The organism is Arthrobacter sp. 01T425 (assembly GCF_056398725.1).
On record NZ_JBFTPY010000013.1, the window covers coordinates 24798 to 39636 of the forward strand.

Consider the following 14839-nt stretch of genomic DNA (forward strand, 5'->3'; position numbering starts at 1 on the left):
TTCCTTTACTTCCGGGTGGGGCTTGCTGGTGCCAGGAATTCCGCGGCGCGGTCGCGCAGCACATCCTGGATGCCCGCGATGGATGGTTCGTTCTGCAGCGAGGTGGTGTCGCCGAGCGTTGTGCCTTCGAACAGCTGGGTCAGCAGCCGGCGCATGATCTTGCCGCTGCGGGTTTTCGGCACGTCGGGAACGACGACGACGTCCCGCGGCTTGGCGATCGGGCCGATCTGCTTCGCGACGTGCGCCTTCAGCACACCCTGGATGTCGGGGGCGGCCGCCGAATCCTTCAGCACCACGAACGCGACGATCGCGTGGCCGGTCTTTGGGTCCGCGACCGGGCAGACGCCGGCCTCCACCACGTCCGGGTGGGCGACGAGCGCCGATTCGACCTCGATGGTGGAGAGCAGGTGTCCGGAGACGTTGAGGGTGTCGTCCACCCGCCCGAGGATCCAGATGTCGCCGTCGTCGTCATACTTGGCGCCGTCACCGGCGAGGAACCAGCCCTGCTCGGCGTATTGGCGCCAGTACGAATCGAAGTAGCGGCGCGGGTTGCCCCAGACCGTCCGGGCGATCGCCGGGCCGGGGGAGTCCACCACGATGAAACCCTGGACGCCGGGCGGCACCGTGTTGCCGGCGTCGTCCACGATGCGCGTGCTGACGCCGGGCAGCGGGCGGGCCGCGCAGCCGGGCTTGAACGCGGCGTCCGTCGGTGCCGGGGAGAGGATGGTGGCGCCGGTTTCGGACTGCCACCACGTGTCCACCACGGGGGCGGTGCCGGCGCCGATGTTGGTCCGGAACCAGCGCCAGGCCTCGGGGTTGATGGCCTCGCCTACCGTGCCGAGAAGACGGATAGAGGAGAGGTCGTACGTGTCCGGGACGCCGTCCGGGAACCAGCCCATGAGGGAGCGGACCAGGGTGGGCGCGGTGTAATACTGCGTGACCGCGTAGCGTTCGATGATCTCAAAGTGCCGGCCCGGGTGCGGGGTGTTGGGCGTGCCCTCGAAGATGACCTGCGTGGCGCCGTTGGAGAGCGGGCCGTAGAGCTCATAGGTGTGCGCGGTGACCCAGGCGAGGTCGGCCGTGCACCAGTGCACGTCCTCCTCCCGCAGCGCGGGGTCGGGGTTGCTGAACAGGTGCTCGAAGCTCCATGACGCCTGTGTGAGGTAGCCGCCGGAGGTGTGGACCAGGCCCTTGGGCTTGCCGGTGGTGCCGGAGGTGTACATGATGAACAGCGGCGTCTCGGCGTCGAACGCCTCGGCTTCGTGAGTCTCGGAGGCGGTGCCGACGGCGTCGTGCCACCACACATCGCGGCCGGCGGTCATCGGAACGGTGTCCAGTTCGTCCGCGGGAGTGGTCCGGTTGACCACCAGGACGTGTTCGATGGCGTTGTCGCCGGAGACGGCGGCGTCCGCGTTGTCCTTGACCGGCACGGCGGTGCCGCGGCGGAACTGGCCGTCGGTGGTGACCAGGAGCTTGGCGCCGGTGTCCTCCACCCGGAACTTCAGGGCCTCGGCGGAGAATCCGCCGAAGACCAGGGAATGGATGGCACCGATCCGGGCCACCGCGAGGGTGATGATCACGGTTTCGGGGATGACGGGGAGGTAGATGACCACCCGGTCGCCCTTGGTGATACCGAGATCCAGGAGGGCATTGGCGGCTTTGGAGACCTCGCGCTGGAGTTCGGCGTAGGTGACGGCACGGCGGTCGCCGGGCTCGCCCTCAAAGTGCAGGGCCACCTTGTCTCCGCGCCCCGCCGCTACGTGGCGGTCGACGCAGTTGTAGGCGACATTGAGCCTGCCCCCTTCGAACCAGGTGATCTGCGGTCCGGTGCCGGCCTCGACGTCGGCCGGGATCCGGCGGTGCGCGGTGTGCCAGGGCTTGGTTTGCTCCGTCGCGCCGCCGGGCAGGTCCGCCCAGTCGAGGCGGAGAGCCTGGGTTTCCCAGAACGCAACCGTCTCTGCCTGGACAGTTCCCGCGGTCGCGGCGCCGCCGTGCCGGGGAAGGTGGTTTCCGAAGGTGGTGCTGCGGTGACGCGCCGGCCCATCGGCGGGGACGCCGTGCACTGCGCCGTCCGTGGACTCGTTCAGGGACCATCCCGAAGAGCCGCGAGAGGAGCCGGGCGCGTCACGCAGCCCTGCTTCGTTCGCCGTCGCGTCCGAAGTGGTTTGTGGGAATGCCTCGGACGCAGTCCGGGCAAAGGTGGGCAGGGCGGAAGAATTCTCAGGGGTCATTGCTGCACTCCATCGGTCCTGGCAGTAGCACCCTTTGTTGCTCCGGCTCCCTCGAATTTCACCGAAGGAGGGCGGAGCGGTTGCGTGGGAATGGTCGTCTCACGTCACCGGGGGGTTGCTGCGGCGTCATCGATCCAGGTCTCTCGGCCGCTCGGGATGGTCACTACCTACTAGAACTTCAGATGCACGATTCCGCAAAATCGGCGTCCGGGAGCGCCGTAATATTCGTTCACCCGGCGTGGGTCCTGCCCAAATCATTCATTTATTCGACAATTGCCCGGAAAGGTCGCAGGAGTAAGGTTGATGCATGGCCCATGTTAACGATCCGGCAGTCATTGACCGCCTCATGCGAACCAAAGGCACGTGGGCGGTGGTCGGCCTCACCACCAACGAATGGCGCTCGGCGTATGAGGTCTCCCTCTATGTCCGGGACCGGATGGGCATGACCATCATTCCGGTCAACCTTCCGGGCGACGATGTCCACGGCGAGAAGGGGTACCGTTCCCTGTCTGACATCCCGGCGGAGAAGCACCCGATCGACGTCGTGGACTGCTTCGTCAACTCCCACAGGGTGGGCGCAGTCATAGACGAGGCCATCGCAGTAGGCGCCAAGGCCGTCTGGCTGCAGCTGGGCGTCTTCGACGACGCCGCGACGGACCGGGCCAAGGCCGCCGGGCTGGACGTCGTCGTGAACGCGTGCCCCGCCCGCGAAGGCTGGCGCGTGGGCATCTAACGGCCCGGGAATGACGATCAACAGATCGGGAAGAGTCGGTTACAAAATGTGACCGGCTTTTTCTGTATCCGGCCTCCTGCCGTGTGAGATGGACTCGTAACCATCCCGAGCGGCTGAGAGATCTGGCTCCGTGACGCCGCAGCAACCCCCTCCTTTGAGGACGGTGCTACCGCCAGGACCGATGGAGAACCACTGTGTTCTGAGGCTCCCCGGCTTCGCTCAGCGCTGCCCGGAAGCCAGGACCCAGGGCTTTCCTCGGGCGAGCCCGGAGGAAATCATGAACACGCAGACAGCGGCAGCGCCGCGGCCCCGAGCAGGTGGGGGCCTGTGATCGAGATCCAGAACGTCAGCACGTCATTCGCTTCGGCCGCGGGACCTTTCACGGCCGTCGATGACGTCAGCCTGCACATCAGGCGGGGCACCATCCAGGGCATCATCGGGTTCTCCGGCGCCGGCAAATCCACGCTGCTGCGCAACATCAACCTCCTCGAGCGCCCGACGTCGGGCCGCGTCCTGGTGGACGGCGTGGACCTGGTGACCCTGTCCGACGCCGAGCTCCGGACCAAGCGGCATGACATCGGCATGATTTTCCAGCACTTCAATCTCCTCAACAACCTCACAGCCCAGGAAAATGTGGAGCTGTCCCTGAAGTTCGCCGGCGTCGGGAAGGCGGAACGCCGGCGGCGGGCCGCCGAAACCCTGGAAATCGTGGACCTCGCCGACAAAGCGGGAACGTATCCGGCCAAACTCTCCGGGGGCCAGAAACAGCGGGTGGCGATCGCCCGCGCCCTTGCCACCGGGCCCAAAGTGCTGCTCTGTGACGAGCCGACGTCGGCCGTGGATCCCCGGACGACGTCATCGGTCCTGCAATACCTGGCCGACGTCAACGCCGAATTCGGCATCACAATCGTGGTGGTCACCCACGAGATGAATGTCATCAAGGCCATCGCGGACAACGTCGCGGTCATGGAAGAAGGCCGGGTGGTGGAGCAGCTCGACCTCGCCGAACTCCAGCGCCCCGGTTTCCACCCGGCGACGTCGATCGGCCGCTACCTGGTCTCCGATGAGATCCAGCTGGACCGCTCCGGGAGGGGCACCCACACCACAGCCGCGTCGGAGGGCCTGATCAATGTTTGACCGCATCCTGGAAGTCCTGCCCGAAATCGGCGTCGCCATGGGACAGACCCTCACCATGCTGCTGGTGGCGATCCCGCTGGCGGTGCTGCTCGGGACACCGCTGGGTGTCCTGCTCTACACCATCGGTCCCAACGGGCTCAAGCACAGGCCAAAGCTGCACCGGGTCCTGGACGGGCTGGTCAACCTGCTCCGCTCGTTCCCGTTCCTGATCCTGCTGATCGCGATCATTCCCGTGACCAGGTTCATTGTCGGCACGACCATCGGCACGGCCGCCGTCATTGTCCCGCTGACCCTCAACGCCATTCCGTATTTCGCCCGCTTCGTGGAACAGAACCTGAGCCAGCTCGGCGGCGGAGTGGTCGAAGCGGCACGGTCCATGGGCGCCAGCCGGTCCCAGATCGTCCGGGACGTCCTGATTGTGGAGGCGAAGCCCGGACTCGTCAGCTCCATCACCATCATGACCGTCAGCTTCATCTCCTACTCGGCGATGGCCGGACTGGTGGGCGGCGGCGGAATCGGCGACTTCGCCATCCGGTACGGCTATTACCGCTACGAAACGCCGCTCATGATCACCGCCATTGTCCTGATGATCCTGCTGGTCACCATCGTTCAGCTGGGCGGATCCTATGTTGCCCGGCGCCTGGACAAGCGCCTCTGAGCGCCGGCAGCACCCTCGTCCCACCTCCCACAGCGGAAAGCATCCCATGACTTCAACACCCAGTATCCGTTTCGACGGACCCCGTCCGCGCCTGCTGATCAGCGCCTTCGTGATGAACACGTCCAGCCACATCATGGGCGGCCAGTGGCGGCGCCCGGAAGCCCAGCAGCACCGGTTCAACGAACTCCAGCTCTGGATCGACCTGGCCCGCCAGCTCGAAGACGCCAAGTTTGACGCGATCTTCTTCGCCGACGTCGTCGGTCTCTACGGCGACTACGACGGCGGGTGGGCATCGCTGCTGAAAAAGGGCCTGCAGGTGCCGTCCAACGACCCCCTCATCCTGCTGTCCGCGCTCGCCACCGGAACGCGGGAGATCGGTCTGGCCGCGACGTCGTCGGTGATTCAAAGCCATCCGTTCCAGTTCGCCCGGCAGATGTCCACGCTGGACCACATCAGCGGCGGCCGCGTGGCCTGGAACATCGTCACCAGCGTGCTGGAAAACGCGCACCGGAACTTCAACGCCACCGAGCTGACCAAGCATGACGAACGCTACGACTGGGCGGACGAATACGTCGAGGCCGCCTACAAATTGTGGGAAGGGTCCTGGGAAGACGACGCGCTGCTCCGGGACAAGGCGACCGGGGTCCACGCGGACCCGGAGAAGGTCAGCAAGATCTACCACCGCGGGCCCCGGTACTCGATCGACGGACCCCACCTCGCGGCCCCTTCACCGCAACGCACCCCGGTGCTTTTCCAGGCCGGGAGCTCCGGCCGCGGCCAGCAGTTCTGCGCCGCCAACGCCGAGGCCACCTTCACCCTCGCGCCGAGCACCGAGGTGGCCGCGAAGTACACCGCGGCCGTCCGGGAACAGGCCGTTGCCGCCGGCCGCCATCCGGATGACGTGAAGTTCCTCCAGGGCATGCACTTCGTGGTGGGCGGCACCGAAGCCGAGGCGCACCGCAAGGCCGAAGAGCTCGAGGACAGCCTGGACATTGAGGCCCTGCTGGCCCACGTGGGCGGCGGGTTCGGCGTCGACCTCGGCGGCCTGCCGCTGGACACCCCGCTCGGGGACCTTGAAACGGAAGGCAGCCAGGGACATCTCACGGCTATCCGCGCCTCCGTCCGCGGCGGCAACCCCACCCTCCGCGACATTGCGCTCTACCGCAGCCGGGCCAACCGGGTGGTGGGAACGCCGGACCAGATTGCCGACCGTCTCGAGCAGTGGCAGGACGCCGGAATCGACGGCATCAACATCATCAACCAGACCATCCCCGGCTCCTACACCGACTTCATCGACGGTGTGCTGCCGGAACTGCGCAGCCGCGGCCTCGCCCAGACCGGCTACGCGCCGGGAACCCTGCGCGAGAAGCTCTTCGGCGCCGGGCCGCGGCTCAACGGACGCCATCCCGCGGCGGCCTTCCGGGGAGCCTTCACCGATTTCTCCGCGGCGGCCGAAAACCAGCGCGCCAGCGTTACCGCCCAGTCATAGCCCAGCGCGAACCACCACAAAGGACCAAGACCATGCAGCGTAGAAATTTCCTCAAATATGCCCTCGCCGGCGCCGGTGCGGTCTCCGCTGCGGCACTGACCGGCTGCGGCCTCACCAACCCCGGCGGTGCCGGCGCCAGCGGCGGCAAGACGATCAAGATTATCGTCACCGAGTCCGCCCCGTACCAGGAACCGACCAAGCTGGCCCAGAAGCTGCTCGCGGCCCAGGGCTGGACCCTGGAGCCCACGTACGTCACGGACATCATCCAGCCCAACCTGGCCGTGGCCAACGGCGAATTCGACGCCAACTTCTTCCAGCACAACGCCTACCTGAAGCAGTTCAACCAGGACAAGGGCCTGGAGAACGTGGGACTGTTCTACGTCTACAGCGCCCCGGGCGGCATCTGGTCTGACAAGTACAAGTCCCTGAACGAGCTCCCGGACGGCGCCAAGATCGGCATTCCCGTGGACCCGGCGAATAACGGCCGTGCCCTGTTCATGCTGCGCGACGCCGGCCTGCTGGAGCTGTCTGACGCCACCGTGATCCACACCTCGCAAAAGAACATCACGGCCAACCCGAAGAAGCTGCAGTTCGTGGAAGTGGACCAGCAGTCCCTCGCCAAGACCCTTCCCGATGTCGACGCCGGTTTCCTGGTCGCCCGGATGGCCGCGGATGCCGGGCACAGCAAGGACGACGCGCTGGCCTTCGAAACGGATGCGGACCAGGTCCCGTTCCGGATCGTGGTTGCCGGGCGGAAGGATTTTGCCGGGTCGGAGAAGGCCGCGGCCCTCAAGGCCGCCTTCCAGTCCCCGGAGGTCAGGGCCTGGTTTGCCAGCTACCAGAAGGGCATCCTGCCCACCCCCTGGGACCAGGATCCCGCCGCCGACGCCGCCAAGCTCTAGCCCGGCCACCAGCAACCAAGGGAACGCATGTCCTACGCACCAGAGACCACAGCCCCCGCAGCACATTCAGCACCATCAGCGCCGTCGGCCGAAGCCGCCTACGAGAGGCTGGCGCAGCGTTTCCGGCCCGTGTTTGCCCGGATCGCGGAGGGCGCGCTGGCCCGCGAGCAGGACAGGGTCCTGCCCTTCGAACAGGTCCGCTGGCTGAACGAGGAAGGCTTCGGCCGGCTGCGGGTGCCCACGGAACACGGGGGCGACGGCATCGGCTTTGAGCCCTTCTTCCGGCTGCTCATCGAACTCGCCGAGGCGGATTCCTCCGTGGCCCACCTCTACCGCTCGCACTTCGCGTTCGTGGAAACCGTCGGTCTGGAATCCGAGGACTTCCGGAACCGCTGGTACCCGAAAGTGGTGGCCGGCGAGATCTTTGGAAACGCCGCCACGGAGAAATCCGGCAATGTCCTCGGCACCACCGGAACCAAGCTGACCCGCCACGGCGGGGACTGGCTCTTGAACGGCAGGAAGTACTACACCACCGGCACCATCTTCGCCGAGTGGATTGCCGTCATGGCCAGCACCGCGGGCGTGGAGGGCCGGCAGTACGCCGTGGTCAGCACCACCCAGCCCGGAGTGGAAATCCTCGACGACTGGGACGGGTTCGGCCAGCAGCTGACCGGCACCGGCACCACGATTTTCCGTGACGCCGTGGTGCCGGACACCAACATCATCCGGCGCTCGGAATCCACCACGCACGAGCCGGCCTTCTTCCAGCTGGTCCTGCTCGCCGTCCTGGCGGGCATCGGCCGGGCGGCGCTGGCCGACGCGAGGGCGCTGGTCCGCGACCGCAAGCGCACCTTCAACACCGGCTCCGGCGAACTGTTCCGCCACGACCCGCTGATCCTGCAGCTCATCGGCCAGCTCTCGGCCAAGGTCTTCGCGGCGGAATCCGTGGTGCTGGCCGCCGCCCGGGAGCTCGACGCCGGCGCGGACCAGAACCTGGATCTCACCCCGGAACAACGCTACGTCCGCGGCGAGATCGCGGTGGAAAAGGCGCAGCTTCTGGTGCCCGAACTCGTCCAGTCCGCGGCCCAGCAGCTCTTCGACGTCACCGGGGCGTCCGCCACGTCGAAGTCGAAATCGCTGGACCGGCACTGGCGCAACGCCAGGACCGTTTCCACCCACAACCCCGCCGTGTTCAAGGCCCGCACCGTGGGCGACTACGAAGTCAACGGCACCACCCCGGAAGGGCTGCACAGCATCGGCGACGCCCGCACCGCCGCGCAGGCAGGGTGAGGCGGGCCGCAGCCGGATAGCCCGCACAGCCGGGCAGGCCGCAGCCCGATAGGCTCGTGCCATGGACGTTGCCACCCTCCGCGAGATCTGCCTGAGATTCCCCGGTGCGTTTGAGGACTTTCCTTTCGGCCCGGAGACATCGGTTTTCAAGGTGCGGGCGGGGATCGCCGGCGGCACGAGGCAGGACGCCAAGATGTTCGCGGCGTCGGCCATGGACCCGGCCGACTGGTCCGTGAGCCTCAAATGCGAGCCGGCCCTGGCCGAACAACTGCGGGCCATCCACCCGGAAATCACCGGCGCCTGGCATATGAACAAGACGCACTGGAACGGGGTCCGGCTGGACGGATCGTTGCCGGACGGCATGATCCGGGACATGGTGGAGGATTCCTATGACCTGGTGGTCGCCTCGTTCAGCCGGAAGCAGCGGGAACAGCTGGGCTGGGCGGGACTGGCCAGGGGCGAGGACACATGAGCGGTGATCCCGGTGCCGGCGCGCGGGACGGGCTGAACTATCCGGGCATTGGCTCCACTGAGCATGGCCAGGCTCCGGCAGGCTTTCCCTGCCTGGTGTCCCGGGCGTACCTCGGCGACGGCCCGGCACTGTACCGGAGGGTGGCGCAGGGGATTCTGACCTGGCAGCTGCAGAGACGCTCCGGGCTGCGCGTCCGCACCGACTCCGACGCCGTCGTGCCCGGCGCGCGCGTGGTGAGCGGATTCGGCGTCGGACCCTTCCGGATCAACGCGCCCTGCGAGGTGGTATGGGTGCGCCGGCCGGTGCCCGGCGACGGGCCGCAACGAGCCGGGTTCGGGTACGGCACACTGCCCGGTCATCCCGTGCGGGGCGAGGAGGCCTTCGAAGTGGAGATCGACGCCGCCGGCCGCGTGTTCCTGAAAATCACGGCCTTCAGCCGGCCGTCCAACTGGTTCTACGCGGCCGGCCGCGCCCTCACGGGACGGGCACAAAGGCATGTCACTTCCCGCTACATTGGGAGTGCACACGAACTGGCCGCAGGTGAAAGCTGATCAGGAGCAGATGGATGCTGGAACAGAAGACCCTTGACCAATTGTGGAACTTCGACGACCCCGCCGGGTCCGAAGCCCGGTTCCGGGCGGCGGCCGCAGATGAACGCTACGACGCCGACGAACGCGCCGAACTCACCACCCAGCTGGGCCGGGCCATCGGGCTGCAGGGCCGCTACGAGGAAGCCGACGCCCTGCTGGATGCGGTCGATGCCGACGAGCCCACAGTCGCGGTGCGGGTGCTGCTGGAACGCGGCCGGGTGCTCAATTCCAGCGGCCACCCCGAGATGGCCGTGCCGCTGTTTGAACAGGCGGCCGAACTGGCTGACTACCTGGTCGAGGAATTCCTGGCCGTGGACGCGCTGCACATGCTCGCCATTGCCGACTCCGCCCACGCCGAGACCTGGACCCGGAGCGCCCTGGAGTACGCGTCCACGGTTCACGATGAGCGGACCAAACGGTGGGTGGTTTCGCTGCACAACAACCTCGGCTGGACGCTGCATGACGCCGGCCGGTGCACCGAGGCCATGGTGGAGTTCCAGCTCGCCGAACAGTGGGCCGACCGGATCGGCACCCCGCGGCAGCAGGAACTGGCCCGCGAGGCCATCAAGACCTGTTGACCCGCCAACTGGCCATGTGACCCGGCATTGTCATGCTGGAAGAATGGAACCTCCGGAAAACCAATGAAAGGCTTCAGCCCATGATCTTCATCGTCGTCAAATTCAAGGTCAAGCCGGACTGGTCGGAGCGCTGGCTGGGACTCGTGAACGATTTCACCCAGGCCACCCGCCAGGAGCCCGGCAACCTGTGGTTCGACTGGTCCCGCAGTGTGGAGGACCCCAATGAATTCGTCCTGGTTGAGGCCTTCAAGGATGACGCCGCCGGGGCCCACGTGAACAGCGCCCACTTCAAGCAGGCTATGGCGGACATGCCTCAGGCGCTGGCCGAGACGCCCCGGATCATCAGCCGGCAGCTCGACGGCGACGGCTGGGACCGGATGGGCGAGCTCACCATCTAACCGGCAATGGATACGCTTATGGCATGTGGATCGGCTGGATTGAATTCGACATCCTTCTGGGCGACGTTCACAGCCTGAAGGAGAAACGTTCCATGGTGCGGCCGCTGCTTGCGGAGCTGAAGCGCCGCTTTGATGTCTCCGTGGCCGAGGTCGGGGACCACGAACAGTACCGGCGCACGCAGTTGGGCGCCGGCCTGGTGGCAGCAGACCGGGCACACGTCGTGGAGGTACTGACCGCCGTCGAACGCTTCGTGGCGGCCCGGCCCGAACTCGAACTCCTCAGCGCACGGCAACGGGAGCTCCGCAGCGACGATTAAACAACGCGGGTAAACAACGCGGGGTCACTTAGCGCCCATCCCGAGGGGATTTATGGGCGGTAAGTGACCCCGCGTTGCTTTGAGCGGTGGGGCTTAGCCGAAGTACTTCGGCAGGGTCGCCTCGTGGGCTTCGCGGAGCGCGTCGAGGCTCATGGTCTCGACACCGTTGATCTCCAGCGTGCCGCCCTCGGCGTCCACCACACCGATCCGGACGTGCGCGAAGCCGCGGGCGGTGCACATGTCCGTGAAGCGGATTTCCTCCGAGCGGGGCACAGCGACGACGGCGCGGCCCTGGGTTTCGGAGAACAGCGCCGTGAACAGGTCCACGCCGTCGCGGTCCAGGACGTCCTGCAGGGCGATCCGGGCGCCCACGCCGTAACGCAGGGACGACTCCACAAGGGCCGCGGCGAGGCCGCCTTCGGAGAGGTCGTGGGCGGAATCCACCATGCCGTCGCGGGAGGCGTTGATCAGAATCTGGCCCAGTTCGCGCTCGGCTTCGAGGTCAACTTTCGGCGGCAGGCCGCCGAGGTGTCCGCGCATGTTCGACCATTCCGAACCGTCCAGCTCTGCCGCCGTCGTGCCGAGGAGGTAGATGGCCTGGCCGTCTTCCTTCCAGCCCGACGGCGTGCGGCGGGCGACGTCGTCGAACTTGCCCAGCACTGCCACCACGGGGGAGGGGTGGATGGGGGTGGTGCCGGTCTGGTTGTACAGCGAGACGTTGCCGCCGGTGACCGGGATGCCGAGGACCATGCAGGCGTCGGACAGGCCGCGGATGGCTTCGGCGAGCTGCCACATGACGTCGGGATCCTCGGGGGAGCCGAAGTTCAGGCAGTCGCTGACGGCCATCGGCACGGCACCTGAGGTGGCGACGTTGCGGTAGGCCTCGGCCAGGGCCAGCTGAGCGCCGTGGTACGGGTCCAGGTAGGTGTAGCGGCCGTTGGCGTCGGTGGCCAGGGCCACGCCGAGGCCGGTTTCCTCGTCCACCCGGACCACGCCGGCGTCGTCCGGGAACGCCATGGCGGTGTTGCCGCCGACATAGCGGTCGTACTGCTTGGTGATCCAGGACTTGTCGCACATGTTCGGGGAGGCGACGAGCTCGGTGATGGCGGCGGCCAGGTCCGCGGGGGCGGAGGGGCGGCCGGCGTCCTGGACGGACCCGGTGAAGGAGTCGGCCTGGACGGCGTCCTGCCATTCGGGGCGGGCATAGGGTCGGTCGTAGACCGGGCCGTCGTGGGCCACGGTGCGCGGGTCGACGTCGACAATGACCTCGCCTTCCCACGTGATGATGAGGCGGCCGGTGTCGGTCACCTCGCCCAGCCAGGAGTACTCCACCGCCCACTTGTCCATGACCGCTTCAAACGCGGCGATGTTTTCCGGGGTGACCACGGCCATCATGCGTTCCTGCGACTCGGACATCAGGATTTCGCCCGGGGTCAGGGTGGGGTCGCGGAGCAGCACGGAGGTCAGCTCGACTTCCATGCCGCCGTCGCCGTTGGAGGCGAGCTCGGAGGTGGCGCAGGAAATGCCGGCGGCGCCGAGGTCCTGGATGCCCTCCACCAGGGATCCCTTGAACAGCTCCAGGCAGCACTCGATCAGGACCTTCTCGGCGAACGGGTCGCCCACCTGGACCGCGGGGCGCTTGGACGGCTTGGTGTCATCGAAGGACTCCGAGGCCAGCACGGAGGCGCCGCCGATGCCGTCGCCGCCGGTGCGGGCACCGAACAGCACCACCTTGTTGCCCTTGCCGGAGGCGTTCGCGAGGCGGATGTCCTCGTGGCGCATCACGCCGACGGCCAGCGCGTTCACCAGCGGGTTGCCCTGGTACACGGAGTCGAAGACCATTTCGCCGCCGATGTTGGGCAGGCCCAGCGAGTTGCCGTAGCCGCCGATCCCTGCCACGGCGCCGTGCATGACGCGGGCGGTGTCCGGGTGGTCAATGGCGCCGAAGCGCAGCGGATCCATCACCGCTACCGGGCGGGCGCCCATGGAGATGATGTCGCGGACAATGCCGCCGATGCCGGTTGCGGCGCCCTGGTAGGGCTCCACGAACGACGGCGAGTTGTGGGACTCAATCTTGAACGTCACGGCCCAGCCGTCGCCCAGGTTGGTGACACCGGCGTTTTCGCCGATTCCCACGAGCATGTCCTTCTTCATTTCCTCGGTCACCTTGTCGCCGAACTGGCGCAGGTGGTTCTTCGAGGACTTGTAGGAGCAGTGTTCGCTCCACATCACCGAGTACATGGCCAGTTCCGCGCCGGTGGGGCGGCGGCCCAGGACCTTGACCACCTCGTCGAACTCGTTCTGCTTCAGGCCCAGTTCGGCCCAGGGGAGTTCGGTGTCCGGGGTCTTGGCCGCGTTCTCGACGGTGTCGATGTTGAACTTCCGGGCGGTCTCCGCGGGTGCCGCCACTGCGGGTGTCTCCGTCATTTGTTGTCTCCCACGATCTTGTTCAGGACAGAGGTGAAGAACCCGAGGCCCTCGGTGCCGGAGCCGAGCTCGGGACCGAAGCCGGCCTCCACAGCGTGCTCGGGGTGCGGCATGAGGCCCACCACGTTGCCCGCGGCGTTGGAAATGCCGGCGATGTAGCGCCGAGAGCCGTTCGGGTTGAAGCCGACGTAGCGGAACACAACGCGGCCTTCGGCCTCGAGCGCGTCCAGGGTCTTCTCGTCGGCGATGTACTGGCCGTCCTGGTTCTTCAGCGGCACGGTGATTTCCTGGCCGGCGGCGTAGTCCCCGGTCCAGGCGGTGGTGTTGTTTTCCACGCGCAGGACCTGGTCGCGGCACATGAACTTCAGGTGGTCGTTCTTGATCATGGAACCGGGCAGCAGGTGCGACTCGGTCAGGATCTGGAAGCCGTTGCAGATGCCCAGCACGGGCAGCTTGGCCTCGGAATTGGCGGCGTCGATGATCCTGGACATCAGCGGCGCGAAGCGGGCGATCGCGCCGGCGCGGAGGTAATCGCCGTACGAGAACCCGCCGGGAATCACGACGGCGTCAACGTCACCCAGGGTGGTGCCGGCGTGCCAGAGCTCCACCGGGGTGGCGCCGGCCAGACGGACCGCACGGGCGGCGTCGCGGTCGTCCAGGGTGCCGGGGAAGGTGACGACGCCGATCTTCGCACCCGCGAGCCTGCGAGCACCAGGAGCGTTGGCGGCGACGGCGACGGCCTCGCCGATCAGGGGGAGTTCAGTCATTTCAGGCCTCAACGACCTCGACGTTGACGACGTCCTCGATGACCGGGTTGGACAGCAGGGTCTCCGCGGCGTCGCGGGCCTGGGCCAGGATCTCCTCGGTCACCTCGCCGTCGACCGTGAGTTCAAAGCGCTTGCCCTGGCGGACAGAGCTGAAAGCGGTGAAGCCCAGCCGGGGCAGAGCACCGACGATGGCCTTCCCCTGCGGGTCCAGAATCTCGGGCTTGGGCATGACGTCGACAACGATCCGGGGCATCCGGTAACTCCTGTGCGTGAGCGTTGGGTAAGGGCGCAGCGGAGTGGTGCCGTCTCACGCCGATCCGCTGTGTGTTGGACTGGTGAATACAGCGTGAAAGGGCGCTCCGCGAGCTTGCATGCCCATTCTACCGGCCACCGTGCGTCCGGCCGTATTCGGGCGGGGAGTGTGAACGCGGCCTCCCCGGCAGGTCCTTGAGCTGGGGAGATGGCGTCGCGGGGGCGGCTGCGCCCTATGGTCGGGGCTGCCGCGGGTCAGTAGGATGTGCGCATGGCTGAGAAACCGAAATCCGTGGTGTTGTCTGTTGTGGCCGTCGCAGTGTTCGCCGGGCTGGGCCGGATGGTTCTGCAGAAGATCAAGGCTGACCGTGCGGCGAAGGCGACCAAGGTGGCCGGCCCCCTGGATGAGAAGACCCGCGCATGGATCAGCGACGTGGTCCGGACTCCCCGAAAATAGGCCGGCGGATCACGAGCGGGCCGGCGGCGGGCCCGAAGATCGTAAGTCGTCGCGGCCTCCGGCGCTGAGCCGGCGTAGGCACTGTGCCCGCCGGAGTCCAATTGACGCAGTTCAGCATCCTCGCCATCGCATCGTGTCGTA

At 67.0% G+C, this 14839-nt stretch carries 16 protein-coding genes and 1 riboswitch; of the genes, 12 read left to right on the forward strand and 4 right to left on the reverse strand.

Translation table 11 applies throughout. The features are described 5' to 3' along the window. Window positions 1-5: 5 nt before the first annotated feature. Window positions 6-2231 carry an acetate--CoA ligase gene (acs, locus tag AC1DNG_RS14870; RefSeq protein WP_476887658.1) on the reverse strand — a complete coding sequence of 742 codons (2226 nt, stop codon included), beginning with the start codon at window positions 2229-2231 and terminating at the stop codon, window positions 6-8. 307 nt (window positions 2232-2538) lie between these two features. Here acs and AC1DNG_RS14875 point away from each other — a divergent pair, with 307 nt between their 5' ends. The 11 genes from AC1DNG_RS14875 to AC1DNG_RS14925 all read left to right on the forward strand — a co-directional run bounded on the left by AC1DNG_RS14875 (window position 2539) and on the right by AC1DNG_RS14925 (window position 10795). Next, window positions 2539-2964, forward strand: coding sequence for a CoA-binding protein (locus AC1DNG_RS14875; RefSeq protein WP_230008123.1), 426 nt, complete (start codon window positions 2539-2541; stop codon window positions 2962-2964). A gap of 97 nt (window positions 2965-3061) precedes the next feature. After that, window positions 3062-3152: riboswitch (SAM riboswitch) on the forward strand. Window positions 3153-3291: 139 nt separating this feature from the next. Beyond that, a complete protein-coding gene (locus AC1DNG_RS14880; protein ID WP_476860038.1) occupies window positions 3292-4101 on the forward strand; it encodes a methionine ABC transporter ATP-binding protein in 810 nt (269 codons plus the stop codon). Next, window positions 4094-4759, forward strand: a complete 666-nt coding sequence (locus AC1DNG_RS14885) for a methionine ABC transporter permease (protein ID WP_018776122.1) — start codon at window positions 4094-4096, stop codon at window positions 4757-4759. Before AC1DNG_RS14880 ends, AC1DNG_RS14885 begins: the two co-directional genes overlap by 8 nt. A 46-nt stretch (window positions 4760-4805) precedes the next feature. Next, the gene (locus AC1DNG_RS14890; protein ID WP_476887659.1) at window positions 4806-6248 is read left to right on the forward strand and encodes an LLM class flavin-dependent oxidoreductase; all 1443 of its coding nucleotides are present in this window, start codon (window positions 4806-4808) and stop codon (window positions 6246-6248) included. Between the two features lie 32 nt (window positions 6249-6280). Continuing rightward, a complete protein-coding gene (locus AC1DNG_RS14895; RefSeq protein WP_476887660.1) occupies window positions 6281-7150 on the forward strand; it encodes a MetQ/NlpA family ABC transporter substrate-binding protein in 870 nt (289 codons plus the stop codon). A gap of 27 nt (window positions 7151-7177) precedes the next feature. Beyond that, complete coding sequence (locus AC1DNG_RS14900) at window positions 7178-8440, forward strand: acyl-CoA dehydrogenase family protein (protein ID WP_476874074.1); 1263 nt, start codon at window positions 7178-7180, stop codon at window positions 8438-8440. Window positions 8441-8501: 61 nt separating this feature from the next. Then, window positions 8502-8912 (forward strand): MmcQ/YjbR family DNA-binding protein, encoded by a 411-nt coding sequence (locus tag AC1DNG_RS14905; RefSeq protein ID WP_476887661.1) that lies wholly within the window; start codon window positions 8502-8504, stop codon window positions 8910-8912. Next, a complete protein-coding gene (locus AC1DNG_RS14910; protein WP_476860042.1) occupies window positions 8909-9463 on the forward strand; it encodes a DUF1990 family protein in 555 nt (184 codons plus the stop codon). Before AC1DNG_RS14905 ends, AC1DNG_RS14910 begins: the two co-directional genes overlap by 4 nt. Before the next feature lie 14 nt (window positions 9464-9477). After that, window positions 9478-10080: a hypothetical protein gene (locus AC1DNG_RS14915; RefSeq protein WP_476887662.1), complete on the forward strand. Its 603-nt coding sequence runs from the start codon at window positions 9478-9480 to the stop codon at window positions 10078-10080. An 80-nt stretch (window positions 10081-10160) separates the two neighbouring features. After that, the gene (locus AC1DNG_RS14920) at window positions 10161-10478 is read left to right on the forward strand and encodes a putative quinol monooxygenase (protein WP_079555298.1); all 318 of its coding nucleotides are present in this window, start codon (window positions 10161-10163) and stop codon (window positions 10476-10478) included. Between the two features lie 23 nt (window positions 10479-10501). Further along, window positions 10502-10795: a DUF503 domain-containing protein gene (locus tag AC1DNG_RS14925; RefSeq protein ID WP_223914525.1), complete on the forward strand. Its 294-nt coding sequence runs from the start codon at window positions 10502-10504 to the stop codon at window positions 10793-10795. 93 nt (window positions 10796-10888) lie between these two features. On the opposite strand, the gene purL is transcribed toward AC1DNG_RS14925, so the two are convergent. Genes purL through purS form a run of 3 tightly spaced genes read right to left on the reverse strand, consistent with a single transcriptional unit; the run spans window position 10889 to window position 14242 of the window. Continuing rightward, a complete protein-coding gene (gene purL / locus AC1DNG_RS14930; RefSeq protein WP_476857662.1) occupies window positions 10889-13222 on the reverse strand; it encodes a phosphoribosylformylglycinamidine synthase subunit PurL in 2334 nt (777 codons plus the stop codon). Further along, window positions 13219-13989, reverse strand: coding sequence for a phosphoribosylformylglycinamidine synthase subunit PurQ (gene purQ, locus AC1DNG_RS14935; protein WP_476887663.1), 771 nt, complete (start codon window positions 13987-13989; stop codon window positions 13219-13221). The genes purL and purQ overlap by 4 nt, the downstream gene beginning before the upstream one ends. Before the next feature lies 1 nt (window position 13990). After that, complete coding sequence (purS, locus tag AC1DNG_RS14940; RefSeq protein WP_018776110.1) at window positions 13991-14242, reverse strand: phosphoribosylformylglycinamidine synthase subunit PurS; 252 nt, start codon at window positions 14240-14242, stop codon at window positions 13991-13993. 270 nt (window positions 14243-14512) lie between these two features. On the opposite strand from purS, the gene AC1DNG_RS14945 reads away from it, so the two are divergent. Next, window positions 14513-14698, forward strand: coding sequence for a hypothetical protein (locus AC1DNG_RS14945; RefSeq protein ID WP_028278002.1), 186 nt, complete (start codon window positions 14513-14515; stop codon window positions 14696-14698). Window positions 14699-14839 lie beyond the last annotated feature (141 nt).